Raw genomic sequence first — 17,857 nt, 5'->3', positions numbered from 1 at the left:
AACTTTTGAAGCGAAAAAGGAGCAGGAATTGAGCATCCAATCCCAGCAGGTGGACCCGGAGGTCCTGGAAACCCTGAAGAAGGTAAGCACCGCTACGCTGGCAACCCAGCTGTTCAAGCACGGCCTGCGGCAGCAGTTCCTGGTCGGAGTGGCACCTGTGGGTCAGGTCAAGGAACCGTTCGCAGGAGAGGCGTTCACGATGCGCTTCATCCCTGCCCGCGAGGACCTCGACACCCTTGAGGGACTCGCCGATGAGGACAACCTTCAGTGGGCCGGTGTCGAACAGCTTCAGCCCGGCCACGTCATGATCATCGACAGCCGCAGCGACATCAGCGCCGCGTCCGCAGGTGACATGCTCGTAACCCGCGCCATGCACCGCGGTGCGAAGGCTTTCATCACCGATGGCGCCTTCCGTGACGGCTACGTCCTGGAAACCCTCGACATTCCGACCTATGCCCGGGCCATCACCGCCACTACGCGCCTCACCAGCTTCCACGTGGCCGATCTTCAGGTTCCCATCGGATGCGCCGGCGTCGCCGTCTATCCCGGTGACATCGTTGTGGGGGACCCCGATGGCGTGATCATCGTTCCCCGCTCACTGGCCCCGGTCATCGCCGAGGACGCACTGGAACAGGAAACCCGCGAGGCCTACCTTCATACCCGGGTACACAACGGAGAGTCCCTGCTGGGCGTCTACCCCCCGAACGACAAGACGATGGCCGAGTACCAGGAATGGAAGGCATCACGATGAATGCTCCTTCCAACCTCGCCGCTCAGTACGAAGCTTTGATCAGGACCTACTTTGTTGGCTGCAACGAAGCCGACGTAGAGAAAATGGCCGCATGCTTCACCGAAGATGCTGTCCACTACTTCCCCCCAAGCATGTATGGGGGGGCCTGGCACGGCAACCGGTTGATCGCCGAACGTTGGGCGCATTTTGTTGCCACCAAGGGCTCGGCATGGACTATCGACCGCTTGGTCGTTGCGCCCGAGTCGCACCAGGCCGTCATCGAATGGACGCACTACAAAACCCTTGAAGGCACCATCCTTCGGGGCGATGAATGGTACGTCTTCGACGAGAAGACGGGCCTGATCAAGGAAATCCGTGCATACTATGCCGCGGCCCAGCACCCCGGGGTGACCGTCACCGAGCTCGAAGGGTTCGACTACGCCGGCCGCGGCTATCACCTTGAATGCCCCGTCCCCCGCCCCATAGCCAGCGAAACCGCTGACGCCTGAAATCGCTTCAGCCCGCCACAACGGCGGGCACGAGACAACGGAGACTCCATTGAAGTATTTGAAAACCCTCGCCGCCATTTCCATGGCAGGCGCCATGCTGGTCACCGGATGCAGCGCCCCTAAAGCCCCGGGCGCCGCGGACACCCCTGCCGGTGAAGTTGTCCTGCCCAGCGAACCGCTGACGATCAACGTCGTCGACGTCGCCGGAAACCTGCAACTCAGCCAGCAAATTTTCGACAACTACCAGAAAGAACACCCGGAGCTTGTCAAGGAGTTCACCTTCCAAAAGGTCAACGCCCCCGAACTGGTCGGAAAGCTTCAGGCGCAGCAAAAGGCGGGCCGGCTGGATATCGACCTCGTCCTGACTGGTTCTGATGGCATGGCCTCGGGTCTGAAGCAGGACGTCTGGTACGACCTTCTCGGCCAGCAGAAAGACAACCTTCCGGAACCCAGCGAGATTTACGACGAAAACGTCAGCAAGTTCCAGGAGCTCGCCCAGGGCAAGGGCCTGTCCTTTGTCTTCTACCCGGGCGGCCCGCTGCTGGAGTTCGACCCGGCAAAGGTGCCCAGCCCGCCCAAGACACCCCAGGAGCTTCTCGACTGGGCAAAAGCCAACCCCAACAAGTTCTTCTACGCCCGCCCGGCCAACTCGGGCATTGGACGCGCGTTCCTGATGGGCCTGCCGTATATGCTCGGCGACAAGGACCCCAAGGACCCGGTTAACGGTTGGGAAAAGACGTGGGCCTACCTGGCGGAACTGAACCAGTACATCGATTACTACCCCACCGGCACGGCGCAGACCATGACTGAACTGGCGCAGGGGAACCGCTGGATGATTCCCACTACTACGGGCTGGGACATCAACCCGCGCGCCATCGGCCAGGTCCCGGCGGAGATGGAAGTCAGCGCGTTCAACGACTTCACCTGGGTCGGTGACGGACACTTCATGACCGCACCGAAGGGCATCGAAGGCCAGCGCCTGGCCGTCGTCCTGGACTTCATGAAGTACGCGCTGGAACCTGAGCAGCAGGCCTTCACCTACGATTCGGGCTACCTGTACCCGGGACCGGCCGTCAAGGATGTTCCCTTGACCATGGCCCCGCAGGAGAGCCAGGACCTGATCAAGGAATTTGGCCGCCCCATCTACGACGAGCTGATCAAGAGCCAGCCGCTGGAGATCCCCCTCGAAGCTGATGCCATGGTTTCCGCGTTTGATCTGTGGGACCGCAACGTCGGCGGCGCCAAAGTACAGCAAAAGTAGCCGGCGCAAGCATTAGTCAAAGGAGACAACGAACGTGAACACCACTACCGCAAAACCCGAACTGGGCCAGCTCCGGCTCCAAGGCGTCACCAGAAAATTCGGCCCCATAACAGCCCTTGATCACCTTGACCTGACCATCGAAGGTGGCGAGTTCATCGCCCTCCTAGGCCCCTCAGGCTGCGGAAAATCCACAGCACTGAGCTGCCTGGCCGGCCTGCTTCCGCTCAGCGAAGGCGCCATCTGGGCGGACGACGTCAGGATCGACACCCTGCCTTCGGAGAAGCGCGAGTTCGGCATGGTCTTCCAGAACTACGCCCTCTTCCCCCACCTGAGCATCCGCGACAACGTCGGCTTCGGCCTTAAAGTCCGGGGCGTGAACAAGCAGGAAATGCGTACCCGGGTCGATGAGGCGCTGGCCATGGTAGACCTGCAGGAGCACGCCTCCAAGCTCCCCGGCCAACTCTCCGGTGGCCAGCAGCAGCGCGTGGCCATCGCACGTGCCGTGGTCCTCCGTCCCCGTCTGGTCCTGATGGATGAACCGCTATCGAATCTGGACGCAAAGCTTCGGCTGCAGATGCGCACGGAAATCCGGCGTTTGCACCAGAGCCTGAAGCTCACCACCATCTATGTGACGCACGATCAGGAAGAAGCGTTGGCCCTGGCAGACCGCGTTGTTGTCCTGCGCCGATCAAAAGTCGATCAGGTTGGACCTCCCGAAGAGGTTTACAACAGGCCGATCAACACCTACGTCGCATCCTTTATGGGTTTCCGGAACCTGTTCTCTGTCGAGACCACGTCCTCGGCTGGTGAACAGGGAATCGTCGGAGTCCGCTCGCACGGCAATTCCTTCCAGGTCACCGCGCAGCGTCCCATCCAGAACGGAAGGGCCATCATGGCCGTCCGGCCGGAGGATTTCCAGCTCGGCCCCGTGGACGGAAACTCACTGCGGGTCCGTGCCGTCGTCGTCGAATTCTCCGGACACACGTTCGTTGTAGAGGGCGTCACCGAAGCCGGGGAAGTAATTCACCTGCGGCTCAAGGACCGCGTCCGTGCCGGCGATACCTTCGAGGTGGGCTTCTCCCACTACAGCGCACTGCTGTTCACCGGAGACGAATGCTCCGACGACGTCGTCCAGGCCGCTGCCGCCGTGCAAGAAGAGGTCTTTTCGTGACCACCCTGACCAACCGCAACGATGCCCCCAAGCTGAACTTCCGGCACAAACTGGCAGACCGCGGCATCGATCCTCTGCTGGTCCTGCTGGTGCCAGCCGTCCTGATCCTTGGAGCCCTGTTCGTCTACCCGATGTTCTACGGCGTCAGCATCTCAATGGACCCCCTGAACGGCGGCGGACCGTTCGCGAACTACGTGAACTTCTTCACCGACCCGTTCCAGTCCTCCACCATATGGAAGACGCTGGCCCTGGCACTGCCGGCTGCGCTGATCAACGTCGGGGCCTCCGTTCCGATCGCGATGCAGATGCGCCGCAAGTTCAAGGGAAAGCGGCTCCTGACGGCCATCCTCGTGCTGCCGGTGAGTCTGGGTACAGTTCTGGTGGCCGACGGCCTGCTGCGCTACTTCTCCCCCACAGGGTGGTTCAACCAGGTGCTCCTGGGTATCGGACTTGTCGATGAACCCGTCCGGCTTATCTACAATTACGCCGGGGTTTTGTTCTCCCTGATCATCACCGGTTTCCCGTTCGCTTTCCTGCTGACGCTGTCGTACCTTTCCGGCATCGACCCGACACTGGAACGGGCAGCGGCGACATTGGGCGCTACGAAATGGCAGCGGACAAAGTACATCGTGATGCCGCTGCTCGCGCCCGGTCTGGCAATGACCTTCTGTCTGACCTTCGTTTTGGCATTCGGCGTCTTCCCCTCGGCAAACCTCGTGGGCGAACCCACCGGATCCACCCGCGTCCTGTCCATCGCCGCGTACCAGGCAGCGTTCGAACAATATGACTTCTCCCTCGCCTCCACGATTGCAGTCATCATGGGCGTAGTGGAAATGGTCATCATCGGTGCGGTCCTGGTCCTGCGCAGCCGCTTCTACGAAGGATCCACAGCAGGAGGTAAGGGCTGATCATGACAACCACAACCGCTCCCCCATCAACATCCCGACGGTCAACCGACAACCCGGCCGCCCCAACCAAGAACAAGCGCTCACTACTCCAGATCGCAGTCTGGGTAGCCGTCGGATTCTTCCTCCTCAACCTGGCCGGAATCATCCTCTCGGTCATCGTCAACGCCTTCGGAACCACCTGGTTCAGGGGGCCACTCCCCGAAGGCTTCACGGTCGAGTGGTTCGGTCAGGCCTGGCAGGAATTCAACCTCGCCGACGTCCTCATCACCACCCTCCAGGTGACTTTCAGTGTCCTGGCGCTATCGCTCGCCCTCGGCGTTCCCGCGGCCTACGCCCTGGCCCGGCGGGACTTCCCCGGCAAAAAGCTGGTCATGCTCCTCATGCTGTTGCCCGTGATGCTCCCCCCGATCACGTACGGCGTGCCGCTGGCAACGTTGATGTACCAGCTCCAGCTGGCCGGATCCCTCACCGGCGTCATCCTGGTGAACCTGGTGCCTGCCCTGCCGTTCGTCATCCTGGTGATGACCCCGTTCATCGGCCAGCTGGATCGGAACCTCGAGTCGGCGGCCCGCATGTGCGGTGCGAACACCTGGAAAATGTTCCGCATGGTCCTGGTGCCGCTGCTCACCCCCGGAATTCTGGCCGCGGGCGTGCTGATCCTGGTCCGGACCGTGGCCATGTTCGAACTGACGTTCCTCGTGGCAGGGCCCAAGAGTGAAACCCTCATCGTCGCCCTGTACTCGGCCGCGTTCTCCACCGGAATCCGCAGCGCCCAAACCATTGATGCCATGGCCGTGATCTACACGGTAATGACCTCGGTACTGCTGATGATCGCGCTTCGCTTCGTCAATCCCACCCAGATTGTCGGACAAGTGAAGGGTGCCGCAGACGATGACTAGGCAGAGTACGATCGAGCGGATCGAAATTTTTCCGCTCGAGCACAGGCTGAAGGACGGCGGATTCGGCACCTCCAAGGTCAGGGTCGCGGCGAGAACTGCGACTCTGGTCAAGATAACGACCTCCGACGGCATCGAGGGCTGGGGGGAGTCCTTCGGGCCGCCCCGTGTGGTCTCCGCCCACCTGGAGGATCTCGCCCACACGGTCATCGGCCAGCCACTGGAACTCAGGGAAGGCGCCTGGTTGAGCCGGCTCAACGCCGGGTACCACCTGACCAAGGGCGGACTTCACGTTGCGGCGATCAGCGGCCTGGACACCGCGATGTGGGACGCTGCCGCGAGAACGTACGGTCTTCCGGTCTCGGCCCTGCTCGGTGGACGGGTCCGTGATGAGGTCACCGCCTACGCCTCCACCGGCTACTACCATGAATCAGACGACAACAGGATCCTTCGGGACTACATCGAAGAAGCCGTCGAGGAAGGTTTCACTGCCGCGAAAATCAAGGTCGGTTCCGGCATCCGTGACGACGTGGAACGCACAGCCATCACCAGGGACCTCCTGGGTCCGGACGGGCTGGTCATGGTGGACTACAACGCCAACGCAACGGTGGACACGGTCTTGGCTTCACTGCGTGAGGTAAAGGACTTCAGTCCCTACTGGATCGAGGAGCCCCTGCCCCCGGACGAAACACACGGGTGGGCCATGCTGCGCAACAACACGGACCTTCCGTTGGCCGCAGGAGAAGCTCTGTACACCCGGTTCGGCTTCCGTGACTACATCGCGGAAAAACGCATCGACATTGTCCAGCCCAACCTCTCCGTCTGCGGCGGGTTCACCGAGGCCAAGGTCATCGCCCAAATGGCCACCGCGTGGAACCTCCGCGTCGCCCCCCACGTCTGGGGAACCGGCGTCCTGATGGCCGCCACCCTGCAACTGCTCTCCACCCTCCCGGCATCACCCTTCGGTGAAAGGAACGCCTACCCGCCGCTGCTTGAATACGACCGGGGAGAAAATCCCTTCCGTGAAGGCGTTTTGAAGGAGCCGATACTGGCTCAAAGCGGCCAGGTCACCATTCCGACAGGGAACGGCCTCGGCATCGAAATCAACGAAGATGCAGTGCGGATGTGGGCTTTGCCCACACACACACTGGACATCACCTCCCCGTGAAAGAGAAGGCATGAACAACCAGCAAGCCAACACCACCTGGGCCTCCCCCGACATCACCACCGGGCACGGTTCCCTCACCGGCCGCACTGCATTCGTCACCGGAGCAGGGCGAAACATCGGCCGTGCCATCGCGATCCGCTGCGGAGCCGAAGGCGCACGCGTTGCCGTGAACGACGTCGACGCGGCCGCGGCCGAGTCCGTCGTGCAGGAGCTGCGGGACGCCGGCGTGGAAGCATACGCCGCGATCGGTGACATGTCCGACTTCACCCAGGTCGACCGGGTGTTCGCCGAAACCGAGGAAGCCCTGGGCACAGTCGACATCCTGGTCAACAACGCCTACGTCCGCTGCGGCGACACCGCATGGGGCAACTTCCTGTCAGTGGAACCAGCCGACTGGGAACTGTTCGTGAGCAAAAACATGAACATGCTCTACGGCTGCACCCAGCGAACAGCGCGCGCCCTGGCCGCCCAGGACAAGAAAGGATCGATCATCAACATCAGCTCCCACGGAGCCGAACGCGCCCACCGCAACCACATCCCCTACGACTCCGTCAAAGGCGCGATGGAATCCTTCACCCGCGCCGTCGCCGTTGACCTCGCCCCCTGGGGCATCCGCGTCAACGCCCTGCGCCCCGGCGCAATCGCGGTCGAGGGAGAACCGCCCATGTGGGACGGCAAAAAGGACCTGCGCGCCGCCCAGATCCCGCTGGGCCGCGCAGGAACACCCGAAGACATCGCAGCCGGCGTCATCTTCCTGGCCTCCGCTGAATCAGCGTTCGTCACCGGACAAACCTTCAACATCGACGGCGGCATGCTGGCCCAGGGCCGCGCACCCCAAGTCGAAGGCGTGCCGGTAATGCACCCGGGAAACGCCGCAACAGTTCCCGCCACACTCTTCCACTGACCCCCAGAGCCAAGGACCCCAGCATCATGACCACCATTGCAGGCACCAACCCCTACACCGGAGCCCGCCTGGACCCGGTAGCAGAAGAAAACTTTCCGGCGGACGTGGGCCGCATCGTCGAGAACGCGGGCAAGGCCTTCCCCTATCTGGAGACCATCGGCAGAACGGGCCGTGCCGGGCTGCTCCAGGCAATCGCGGACAGCCTGGACCTAAACGCGGAAGAGCTCATAAAGGCCGCTGACGAAGAGACAGGCATCGGCCCGGCCCGCCTGACCGGGGAACTCAAACGGGCGAGCTACCAGATGCGGTTCTTCGCCGAAGTCCTACTTGAAGGCAGCTACCTCGAAGCGGCCATCGACACCGCCGGCGAGACTCCGATGGGGCCGCGTCCGGACCTGCGCCGCATCCTCCAGCCCATCGGCCCCGTGGCCGTCTTCGGATCAAGCAACTTCCCCTTTGCCTTCTCCGTCATCGGCGGCGACACAGCATCAGCCCTCGCGACCGGTTGCCCGGTCGTGCTCAAAGCGCACAGTTCCCACCCCCGCACCTCCAAAGTCTCTTACGACATCATGGCTGCAGCGGCCACCAACTACGGGGCACCAGAAGGAATCCTGGGAATAGTCTTTGGCCAGAAAGCCGGAACCGCGCTGGTCAGCCACCCCCTCATCCAGGCTGTCGGCTTCACGGGCTCCCTTGGCGGCGGGACCGCGCTCATGGAAGCGATCAGCCGCCGGGCACAACCCATCCCCTTTTACGGTGAGCTCAGCAGCCTCAACCCCCTGATTGTCACCCCCAATGCCGCGGCCGAGCGGGGCGCCGACATCGGAGCCGGTCTTGCAGCCTCCATCACGACCTCCGCCGGGCAGCTCTGCACCAAACCGGGCGTCGTGTTCGTCCCGCAAAGCCCCGAAGGCGACATTCTCGTCTCCAGGCTCAGCCACGAACTGTCCTCCAGCAACGTTTCACCCCTGCTGAACCGCCGAATTTTCGAGAGCTACGCTGCCATCACCGGCGCCCTGGACGATCAGGAGGACGTGGATCGGGTCGCCACCGGTAAAGCCCCTGCCGAGGGGGGATTCCGCGTTACTCCCGCCGTTTACAGCATCGACGCTTCCCGGCTGCGGCGGGAGACTGTTGAAGAATGCTTCGGACCCTCCGCCATCATCGTCCGCTACGCGACGCTGCCAGAACTCGAACAGGCACTGTCGATGATCGAGGACTCCCTGACCCTGACCATCCACCTCGGCGAAGACGATGACGACCTGGCACAACGGCTCACAGAACTCGGAAAAGCTCGGGCCGGCCGCATCATCTACAACGGCTACCCCACCGGCGTGAGTGTCAGCTGGGCCCAGACCCACGGCGGGCCCTGGCCATCGACCAACTCCCTGCACACCTCCGTCGGAGCAACCGCCGTACGCCGGTTCCTGCGCCCGGTCACCTACCAGGATGCCCCGGCAACCGTCCTCCCCGACGAGCTCAAGGACGGAAACCTCATCGTTCCCACCCGGGTCAACGGGCAGCTGAGCCTTCCACAACCCTCGGCCTGACCATGAGCACAGAACTCCTTCTCATCCGGCAAGAAGACACTGCCTACCAAACACCGGAATGGCAATGCCCGGACAACTGCGATTTTTGCACCAGCCCGGAAACGGACTGATGAGAGTACATCTCCAGACCGACCAGCTTCGCGCCGTACTGGACTCCCACGGCGCGGAGCTGGTCTCCCTCCAGAACAGCACCGGCAAGGAACTGCTTTGGTCAGCAGGACCGCAATGGCCGCGGCACGCCCCCGTCCTGTTCCCGATTATCGGACGGCTCGCCAATGACGTGCTGCACCACGATGGCCGGAGCTACCCGATGACACAGCACGGATTCGCACGAGACAGCCAATTCACTGTCCTGGAAACCACCGCCCGCACGGCACGCTTCCTGCTCCGCAACAGCCCGGCAACAGAAGCAATGTTTCCGTTTCCCTTTTCGTTGGCAATTTGCTGCTCGCTCAACGGGCCCTCACTCAACCTCACCTTTACACTCACCAATACGGGCCCAGCGCCCATGCCTGCATCCCTCGGATGGCACCCGGCCTTCCGATGGGATCCGTCCCCGGGATGGGAGCTTCTTTTTCCCGAGGAGGAAACCGACGCAATCCGGCGGGTCGATGCCCAGGTGCAGCTCACCGCTGCCCGTCATCCGACACCGCTGCATGAAAAGGTCCTTACTCTGACTGAAGACCTTTTCGCTGACGGAGCGATCATTTTTGAGTCAGTGAAAAGCCGTACCGTCCGGTACGTCTCGCCGGACGGGCCGCTACTAGACCTGGCCTTCGACGACTTTACGCAGTTCACGGTGTGGAAGCAGGCAGGTGCGAACTTCGTTTGCCTCGAGCCGTGGGCAGGCCTGCCCGTATCCGCGGCACATCGCGGGGAAGTACTGACAAGCCCTGGACAAATGCTTGTCCAACCGGGTGAAGAACGAACCTTCAGCTGCCGAGTTACCACCCATCCCTAACATCGCCCTGGAAGCACGCCCACCACCGATGCAGCACGAGAGAAGAAAACCATGGAAGGCCTGCCACAACAATGACTCTCGATATGTCCCATTGGAGAGGCCTCAGCCGCGGCGAGGAAATAGAAGTCCTCGACAACGACCTCGTCATCGCACGCGGCGTCGTCGACGATTACACACACGATCGACGCGTACTCTGGCTTCACCTGACCTACGGAGGTGGCAGACGAATGTTCCACCACGAGGACGGCTGGCTCGTCCGTGCTGTATGCCGAAATCAATAGCGTCCCTTGGTCTCTCTATAAAGGGGCTCTTTAGAGTGCGCTATGGTTTTTTCGACCGGCGCCAGGCACCAAGACCATGTCGACCGCGTCCTCACAGACCATTCCCTGTGTTCGTCACCAGCACACAGCGGACAGTTGGCTTAAAATTACGGGCACCGCACTCCTGCCGGCCCTGAAATGGAGGCAACTTTCGATAGACCAACACCAGGCATGGGAGGCTTAAACAGCGCGCGCCTGGGTGGTTGGATTTCGCGGTTCATATCCCAGCTGGCGGGAAATGGCGGCCGCGGTTGCCGAAACCAAGGGACCAAAAGTACCAGTCTGCTCCTGCATTCGGTTGGCAGGTCCGGCAACGCTGATCGCTGCCACGACGTGTCCTGAGTGGTCGAAAATCGGGGCGCCGCAACAGGTACTGGAGAGATCGAACTCCTGGTGTTCCTCTGTCCAGCCCCGCTCCAGCGAGAGCTGGATGTCATCTTCCAGGGTCGCTCTTGAGGTGATGGTATGGGGAGTGTGGGGGCTGAGCTGGAGCTGGCGCAACAGGGTTGATCGCTCATGCTCTCCCAGACCTGATAAGTAGGCCTTACCGATGGACGTTGCGTGCAGCGGACGGCGGGCTCCCAGTTCGGCACTTACCCGGACGGATTGGGGGCCAAGCTCGCGATAGACGAAGACAATTTCATGACCATTGAGTACCCCGAGGCTTACACTCTCGCGCGTCTGCTGAGCCAACGCCCGGAGTAACGCCGGTGCAACGTCCATTACTTCGACGGACTGCACCGCAGCCATCGCGAGCCGGGCGATGGACGGCCCGAGCCTCCACTGGCCGGTTGGGGTTTGGATGATGTACTGATCCTCATGCAGCCGCTCCACCAACCGATACGTTGCACTGCGGCTCATGCCCAGGGCTTTGACCAATTCTGCCGTGGAAGCTTCTTTGCTGCGGGCAAGGTGGTTGAACAGTTCCAGGCCCCGGTCCAGAGAACCCTTCCCCATCGTCGTGGTGGACGCCATATCGTTCCCTCTCGGGTAGTTCAGTGCAGGATAGCCCTTCGAGTCTGCACGGAGCTCGAAGCATCGCTACCTAGGTTCGGGACCCCATAGGCCGGTCCGACCTATCTCTATAGTCCCTGAAACATCCTAGTCCCGGTTACCGGGACTACCTGGCCGATGTCTTCAACTCAAGATTCCAGTACACACAACGGCCACCGACCCAACCGGCAGTCTCCTTCCATTAATGCTTTCCTCCGACGACTCGACGGTCAGAGCCGCGAGGTCCGCATGCTTGTGCTCCGCGTTTCCCTTCCTTACGCACCTGCCTTAGCCGGAGTCCGACGCGAGCTCATTGTGCTGTGGCAGCAACTTTGGTGTCGTGGCGGTCGTGGAGGTCCTGCTCGATCTGCTCCAGGCTCCGTCCCTTCGTTTCAGGGACAAACTTCAGGCAGAACAAGAATCCGGCGATATTGCATGCCACGAAAAGGACCATCGTCCCTGCCAGGCCCAGCGACTCGCGCAGCAGGGGGAAGCCGAAGGTAATGGCGAGCGTCGCGAACCATGTGACCATGCTTGCCATGCCCATGGCCGCCCCGCGGACGCGGAGGGGGAAGATCTCACCGAGCAAAACCCAGTTAACCGGCCCCCAGGTTAGGGAGTAGCTGACAAACATGACGGCCATGGCGATCAGCATCGACATCGGGTCAACTTGATCGCCCTTACTCGCTTCGAAGGCCATGGCGGCCATGCAGAGGGCCATGCATGCGCTTCCGGCAACCAACAGGGTCCTGCGGCCGACGCGGTCGATGAACTGCAGTCCGACCGCCACGGAAACTACCTTGATGGTTCCGAGAATGATCGTGAACATCAGAGCATTTTCGTGCGGCAGATTCAGGCTTTCGAAAATCGTTGGAGCGTAGTAGGTCACCATATTCAGTCCAGTGGCCTGGCAAAGAATGGGAATACCAACACCGACGATGATGGCCGGGCGTACCCATTTGGCCAGGAGTTCCCTGTGTGAGCTTCTGGCTTCCACGCGGGTGATCGCTTCAATGTCGGAAGCCGCTTCCTCCGCGGACCGGGTGGCGTAGAGCAGGCGCGCCGCCTCCTCTGTACGGCCCTTGGTCATTAGCCAGCGCGGGCTTTCTGGCAGGAAGGGAAGGCCGGCGACAAGGAGCAGCGCGGGGAGAGCGCCGCTGGCGAGCATGAGCCGCCAGTCTTCAGTGTGAGCGAGGAGAAAGTTAACGCAGTAGCCAAGCAGCAGACCGGTGACGATCATCAGTTGGTTCAGGCCCGCCAGACGGCCCCGCGCCTTAGCGGGTGCCATTTCGGACAGATACACCGGCACCAGCGCAGAGCATCCACCCACCCCAAGTCCGAGGAAGATTCGCCCGGCAATAAGGGCCTCGTTGTTTGGCACGACGGCGCAGGCCAAGGAGCCCACAATGAAAATAACGCCGAGAATCAGGATGACACGTCGACGGCCGATGCGGTCGGACAACCTGCCGGCACTGACTGCGCCAACAATGGCACCGATGGAAATTCCGCCAACGATCAGGCCCGTGGTCAGGGCGTTTGGGGGGAATCCCGGGGTCTTGTAGATATAGGACAAAGCTCCGGCAATGATCCCCGTTTCGTAGCCAAAGAGGATGCCGCCCAGGGCACCGAAGAAGTAAATCAGGGCGGGCTTCGGTACCGGGCTGGTCCGTCCCTTCGTGGCTGGCGCCTTGGTAACAAATGACATTGAAAACCTTCCTGCGCCAAGCATTTTGCTGATATATGAACCATGAATTGTCCCGATTAGTGGGATGCATGCACACTGACCGGGATTACGTCTGCAAATACGTTAACTGATTGTTGCTCCGATCACAACCACGGGCGGGCGCCCAGCAGGACGTGAGTCACGGCGTAGGTCAGTTTGTGCAGTGCAGGGTAAGACCGCCCTGGGCCGCCCAAATGGGCGGCGGGACTTTTTGAAGCAGGGCGACGAGCATTCTGTCCTTCGGCCCCTGAAAGGGAGCCCGGGTGCCAACACGCTGAGAGAACATTCGCCCGCACCCTTTCCACCGGTTTGGACCAAGCCAGCCGCCCAGGTCTCCGGTCAACCGCCCAGCCTGCGAACCCTCAACACCTACAACATCAACGAATCAGCCGCGGAGTCAGGACGCAGCGCCCAGCCATCCCGGCCAGACCTGCTCGAGAGCAGAAATTCCATCCTGGAATTGTGCCCGTCCCAAACCAAAGCGTAGGTGCTGCCCGGTGTGCTGGAACATGACGTCGGAAGCCAGGAGTACTCCGTGATGCTTAACAAGCCATTCTGAGAAAGCTTCTGCATTGGAGCTGAGCAGCCACGGATAGGCGCAGGTGCCACCGACCGGGGGGATCCAATCCCAGCCGGGCGTCGAGGCAACAAACGTGGCAAGGGCCGAGGAATTCGTACGTACGAGGGTGTTGGCTCTGTCCAGAAGGGCGGGTGCTGCCTGGAGACCTGCGATGGCCAGGACTTCACTCGGGGCGCTGGTGGCCAAGGTGGTCCAGTAGCGGTAATCGAGGAGTTTGTCGGTGATTCCTGCGTTTTGCGTTACGGTCCAGCCGATCCTGACGCCGGCCATGCCCAGCACTTTGGATACTCCCGTAACTGCGATGGCGTTGGGCGTCATGGCCGCCGCAGACGGGAGCTGGCGCTGCGGATCAAGCTCAATCCCCCGGTAGATTTCGTCGCTGAGCAGGAATGTGTCGGTCCCATCGACGAGATTGATGAGTTCCTCGAAAACCGCCCGCTCGGGTAGGGCTCCGGTGGGATTGTGGGGGAAGTTTGTGACGATAAGCCGCGTGTTGGGCCGTACAGCGTGCTTGATTTCAGAGATGTCGAGCTCCCAACCGTTCTCGCGGCGGAGGCGCACCTCGGTCACGTCGGCACCGATTGCCCGCGGAACGTCGATCAGGAGCTGGTACGTCGGACCAATGACAATCACGTGATCGCCCGCCTCAAGAACCGCGTTCAAGAGGACGAACACGGCCTCCGTGGCGCCGGCGAAGATTTGGACGTTCGACCCGGATCCAACGTCGGAGGCCTGAGCGGCCAGCTCGCGCAGCTCCGGGTGGCCGGGCGACTCGGTGTATCCAAGTGTCAACGACTCGTACCAGGCCCGGGTTCGCTCGGGCGCTACTTGCCATAGTTCGTTCAGCGACAGCGCCTCTGTGTCGGAACCGGTGAGGTTTACCCGCGCGGTGAATTCGTGCTTTGCGAACATGCGCTCAATGAGGAACGGAGGAAGGTGCATGGCATTGCCTCTTTTCAGAAGATCGAATCATTGCTTCTCTGTGTCGGAAACTTGGGAGGGGCAGCCCGAGCAACAGTGTTCGCCCGTTGTCTTTGGCTTTACCCGTGTAGTGACAGCGGTCGGCGGAGTCTTTCGACGATTGTGACCGCTACGGCCATTGCGGTGAGTGTTGTCGCCAGAGCGGGAGGCGCCCAGCCGGCAACGCCCGCTATCGCCCCGGCGCTAGCTGTTCCGGCTGCTCCCCCGGCGATCTTGAGCGCTCCGACCCAGATGAAAATTTGCCCACGGGATTCGATGGGCGCAAACTCACTTCGGGCAGCGAGAGTAGCTGCGAAAAACACCGCGTTGACAACCCCTGCCAGGCAGAAGGCGATAAGTGATGCAGGCAGGGTTGAGGTGAAGATGACTGCCGCTAGCGCTGCCGCTACGAGGACGGCCAGGAGGCTCATGAGCCGGTCGGCGTCGCCACGGAGCGGTCGTAGCATGAGGCCAGCCGATCCCAGAAGATTGCCAGCACCATAGGCGGCGACGAGTAAACCCGCGGCTGGGCCCCCGCCCAATACCGGAGCGATAGTCACTGCGTAGATGGGCAGAGCGGCAACGGAGAACGCCACTGTTACAGTGAGCCCCAGGGTCCGGCGAAGAGGGCCATTAGTCCAAATAAGGCATAGAGTTTGTGCGGGCGATGGCACCGTGGTTGCCGGGTGTGGCGGTTCTTGTTTGGGGAGCGCGAGGACGGCGCCGGCTCCGACGACGGCCACCGCGGCGAGGACCATGGTGGCGGTCAGGGGGTCTGATGTTGCTGCTATCCAGGCGACGGCGGCGGGTCCGAGGGTCCCGCTGAGCCCGTAGGTAGCCACATCCCAGCTTTGGGCCCTGCGTTGGCTGCTTTGTTCCGGCCCGGCGATGGAAGGTAGCCGGCTGCTGATCCCGCCGGTGAGCATAGGCCCGAAGACCCCGGAGGCAAACAACAGTACGGCCGGCCACAACGCTCCGATCGGCATGAGCAGGGCAGCCGCCCCGAGCAGCAGCCCGTGGAGTGTGGCGGAGGCGGCGATGACCTTGCGCCCGTCGCGGGCTGTGTCCAGCTTTCGGGCGATGAACGGTCCCAGCAGGTGGGGTGCGGTGATCGAGGCGCCAAGCAGTCCAGCCAACCAGCCAGGCATCCCCCTGGAGTGTGCCAGCAGCACGGTAGCGACTACTGCTCCCCCGTCTGCACTTCGAACCAGGGTGGCGGCGAATACATAGCGGGCCAGAGCCCGGACCCGGAGCTTCTTTAAGTTTGAAACGCCGGTACCGGTGTTATTCGTGGAGGCCGAGCGCATCGATGACCCCGGCAACACGGTCCCGCTGATCAGGGGTAAATCCCTGGATGGGAAGCGGCAGGCAGGCTCTTGGGGCCAAGCCCAGGTGCTCGGCGATGGCAGCGACCACACGGATGCTCCCGCCGAAGTCGGCGAACAGCTTCCAGAGCGGTTCAAGGCGCTCGGACTCGGTCAGGGCGTCCGAGTACCGGCGTTCCTGCGCCGCCTGTGTGATTTTCGTGGCCAGGGCGGGCAAAGTACCACCGATGACCGAGTACCAGGCATCGCAGCCTGCAGCCAGGCCCGCGGCGGCGTGGGCGTCTCCGGATACTCCGATGGTCACGTGCTCGGGAACAACCGCCCGAATACCTTGGACCCGGGCCGAGGCCTGTTGCGGGTCAGCCGGTACCCCTGGGATTTTGATGGAGGCGATTTTGGGTAGCTCAGCGATGCGCCCGTAGAGCTCCGTGCTGAAGGTGAAGTGCGTGGTGCCGGGGTTGTCGTAGACGACGACGGGCAGCGACGAGTTGGCTGTGACCGTTCGGAACAGCTCGAACACGTCGTCATCGGTAAGGGGCTGGTAGGTCATGGGCGCCAGCAGCAGCGCGGATGCTCCGGCCTGCTGGGCGTTTTCCGCGTTTGTCAGGACCTGAGAGGTGCGCAGCGCCCCGATACCGACGATTACTGGCGTCCCGCCAGCATGCTGCACAGTCAGATGGGCCACACGGTTCCGCTCATCACTGCTCAGGTACGCGTAGGAACCGGTGGAGCCTAGCGCGGTAATGGAGTCGACTTTCGCCGCACTGAGCCTTTCAACCAGCCGAATAAACGAAGCCTCGTCTACCGCATCGTCTGCCAGCGGGGTGAGTGGAAAAGCGCTTAAGCCAGTGAACATCGTTCAAACTCCTTGATTGGATTCGGGATGAAAGCAGAGTCGGCGGCGGTCCCAGCGCCAGCGGTCAACAATGAGCGCACCTCCGGAAGGGTGCCGCGACCGGGACACCGTGGGGTGTAAGCAGCAGCGCGGCCAGTTAGCGTGCGGCGTCGCTTTCAGCAGGGCTGGGACGCTGCTCCGGAGGCGTGGGGCGCCGTCGTCCGCCCCGCTGTGCCGCGGCACCTGCGAGGACGACGAGCAGGATGCCCACGACCTGGACCGCTGAGGGCTGCTGGTGCAGGATGAGCAGTCCAAGGAGGACGCCGACAGCGGGTTCGAGTGCCATCAGGGTTCCGAACGCGGTCGGCGTCATCCTGCGCAGGGCGAGCATTTCCAGTGCGAAGGGAAGCACGGGAAGCAGGAGGGCGAGCCCGGCCGCTGCGGCCAGGACCCCGAAGGTGAGGTGGCCGGCGGCCTGCGGTATGCCGACGACGGCGGCCACCAACGCGGCGATGGGGACAGTCATTGAGAGCGCCCCAATCCCGGTGAAACGGTCCCCGATCCGCTGGGTGAGCAGGATGTAGAGGCCCCAGGCAACTCCCGCCAGCGCCGCCCACGCCACACCGGTCGGGTCGAAGTCGCCTCGCCAGGGTTCGGTCAGGAGGATGACGCCGAGCAGCGCCAGGGCCGGCCAAACGAGTGCCGTCCTGTTGTGGCTGCGGAGCGCGGCCACCGTCAGGGGTCCGAGGAATTCGATCGCGACGGCGGTGCCGAGCGGTATGTGCTCGATCGCTGCGAGGAACCCGATCGACATCACGCCAGTCATGATCCCGAGCCCAAGCACCGGCAGCACGTCGACTCGGCGGACGGAACGCAGCGGCGGGCGGGCAATCGCCAGGAGAATGACGGCTCCCATGCTGAGTCGGAGCCAGGCTGTTCCGGACGGGCCGACCTCCTTGATCAGGTCCACCGACAGGGCCGAGCCCAGCTGGATTGACAGGATCGCCGTCATGGCAAGTCCCCACGGCGGGACAGGGACGTTCAAAGCGCTTCGGATGCGCAT

At 62.4% G+C, this 17,857-nt stretch carries 16 protein-coding genes; 10 read left to right on the top strand and 6 right to left on the bottom strand.

Annotated features, from left to right (window positions below):
- Positions 1 to 28: 28 nt before the first annotated feature.
- From AC5RVN_RS13180 to AC5RVN_RS13135, 10 genes are all read left to right on the top strand, one after another.
- Positions 29 to 751, top strand: coding sequence for a ribonuclease activity regulator RraA (locus AC5RVN_RS13180; RefSeq protein WP_494138230.1), 723 nt, complete (start codon positions 29 to 31; stop codon positions 749 to 751).
- Entirely contained in the window at positions 748 to 1,239 is a 492-nt protein-coding gene (locus AC5RVN_RS13175; RefSeq protein ID WP_494138229.1) for a nuclear transport factor 2 family protein, read from the top strand. Before AC5RVN_RS13180 ends, AC5RVN_RS13175 begins: the two co-directional genes overlap by 4 nt.
- A 49-nt stretch (positions 1,240 to 1,288) precedes the next feature.
- Complete coding sequence (locus AC5RVN_RS13170) at positions 1,289 to 2,500, top strand: extracellular solute-binding protein (RefSeq protein ID WP_494138228.1); 1,212 nt, start codon at positions 1,289 to 1,291, stop codon at positions 2,498 to 2,500.
- 34 nt (positions 2,501 to 2,534) lie between these two features.
- Entirely contained in the window at positions 2,535 to 3,671 is a 1,137-nt protein-coding gene (locus AC5RVN_RS13165; RefSeq protein ID WP_494138227.1) for an ABC transporter ATP-binding protein, read from the top strand.
- Positions 3,668 to 4,579, top strand: coding sequence for an ABC transporter permease (locus AC5RVN_RS13160; RefSeq protein ID WP_494138226.1), 912 nt, complete (start codon positions 3,668 to 3,670; stop codon positions 4,577 to 4,579). The genes AC5RVN_RS13165 and AC5RVN_RS13160 overlap by 4 nt, the downstream gene beginning before the upstream one ends.
- A 2-nt stretch (positions 4,580 to 4,581) precedes the next feature.
- A complete protein-coding gene (locus AC5RVN_RS13155; protein WP_377085310.1) occupies positions 4,582 to 5,478 on the top strand; it encodes an ABC transporter permease in 897 nt (298 codons plus the stop codon).
- Positions 5,471 to 6,643: a mandelate racemase/muconate lactonizing enzyme family protein gene (locus tag AC5RVN_RS13150; protein WP_494138225.1), complete on the top strand. Its 1,173-nt coding sequence runs from the start codon at positions 5,471 to 5,473 to the stop codon at positions 6,641 to 6,643. Before AC5RVN_RS13155 ends, AC5RVN_RS13150 begins: the two co-directional genes overlap by 8 nt.
- Positions 6,644 to 6,653: 10 nt before the next feature.
- Entirely contained in the window at positions 6,654 to 7,547 is an 894-nt protein-coding gene (locus AC5RVN_RS13145) for an SDR family NAD(P)-dependent oxidoreductase (protein WP_494138224.1), read from the top strand.
- Between the two features lie 26 nt (positions 7,548 to 7,573).
- Positions 7,574 to 9,097 carry an aldehyde dehydrogenase (NADP(+)) gene (locus tag AC5RVN_RS13140; RefSeq protein WP_494138223.1) on the top strand — a complete coding sequence of 508 codons (1,524 nt, stop codon included), beginning with the start codon at positions 7,574 to 7,576 and terminating at the stop codon, positions 9,095 to 9,097.
- A gap of 109 nt (positions 9,098 to 9,206) precedes the next feature.
- Positions 9,207 to 10,058, top strand: coding sequence for an aldose 1-epimerase family protein (locus AC5RVN_RS13135; protein ID WP_494138222.1), 852 nt, complete (start codon positions 9,207 to 9,209; stop codon positions 10,056 to 10,058).
- A 500-nt stretch (positions 10,059 to 10,558) separates the two neighbouring features.
- Here AC5RVN_RS13135 and AC5RVN_RS13130 read toward each other — a convergent pair whose 3' ends face one another.
- The 6 genes from AC5RVN_RS13130 to AC5RVN_RS13105 all read right to left on the bottom strand — a co-directional run bounded on the left by AC5RVN_RS13130 (position 10,559) and on the right by AC5RVN_RS13105 (position 17,857).
- On the bottom strand, positions 10,559 to 11,353 hold the full coding sequence (locus tag AC5RVN_RS13130; RefSeq protein WP_494138221.1) for an IclR family transcriptional regulator: 795 nt from the start codon (positions 11,351 to 11,353) through the stop codon (positions 10,559 to 10,561).
- Between the two features lie 328 nt (positions 11,354 to 11,681).
- A complete protein-coding gene (locus AC5RVN_RS13125) occupies positions 11,682 to 13,100 on the bottom strand; it encodes a sugar porter family MFS transporter (RefSeq protein ID WP_494138220.1) in 1,419 nt (472 codons plus the stop codon).
- Between the two features lie 391 nt (positions 13,101 to 13,491).
- Positions 13,492 to 14,616 carry an aminotransferase class I/II-fold pyridoxal phosphate-dependent enzyme gene (locus tag AC5RVN_RS13120; protein WP_494138219.1) on the bottom strand — a complete coding sequence of 375 codons (1,125 nt, stop codon included), beginning with the start codon at positions 14,614 to 14,616 and terminating at the stop codon, positions 13,492 to 13,494.
- 98 nt (positions 14,617 to 14,714) lie between these two features.
- Positions 14,715 to 15,782: an MFS transporter gene (locus AC5RVN_RS13115; protein ID WP_494138218.1), complete on the bottom strand. Its 1,068-nt coding sequence runs from the start codon at positions 15,780 to 15,782 to the stop codon at positions 14,715 to 14,717.
- A 136-nt stretch (positions 15,783 to 15,918) separates the two neighbouring features.
- Positions 15,919 to 16,815: a dihydrodipicolinate synthase family protein gene (locus AC5RVN_RS13110; protein ID WP_494138217.1), complete on the bottom strand. Its 897-nt coding sequence runs from the start codon at positions 16,813 to 16,815 to the stop codon at positions 15,919 to 15,921.
- 136 nt (positions 16,816 to 16,951) lie between these two features.
- Positions 16,952 to 17,857, bottom strand: a complete 906-nt coding sequence (locus tag AC5RVN_RS13105) for an EamA family transporter (protein WP_494138216.1) — start codon at positions 17,855 to 17,857, stop codon at positions 16,952 to 16,954.

The sequence above is a fragment of the Arthrobacter sp. sptzw32 genome (genome assembly GCF_059089735.1).
Note: the sequence above shows the minus strand (reverse complement) of the source record. Positions and strands in the feature narration are given on the sequence as shown.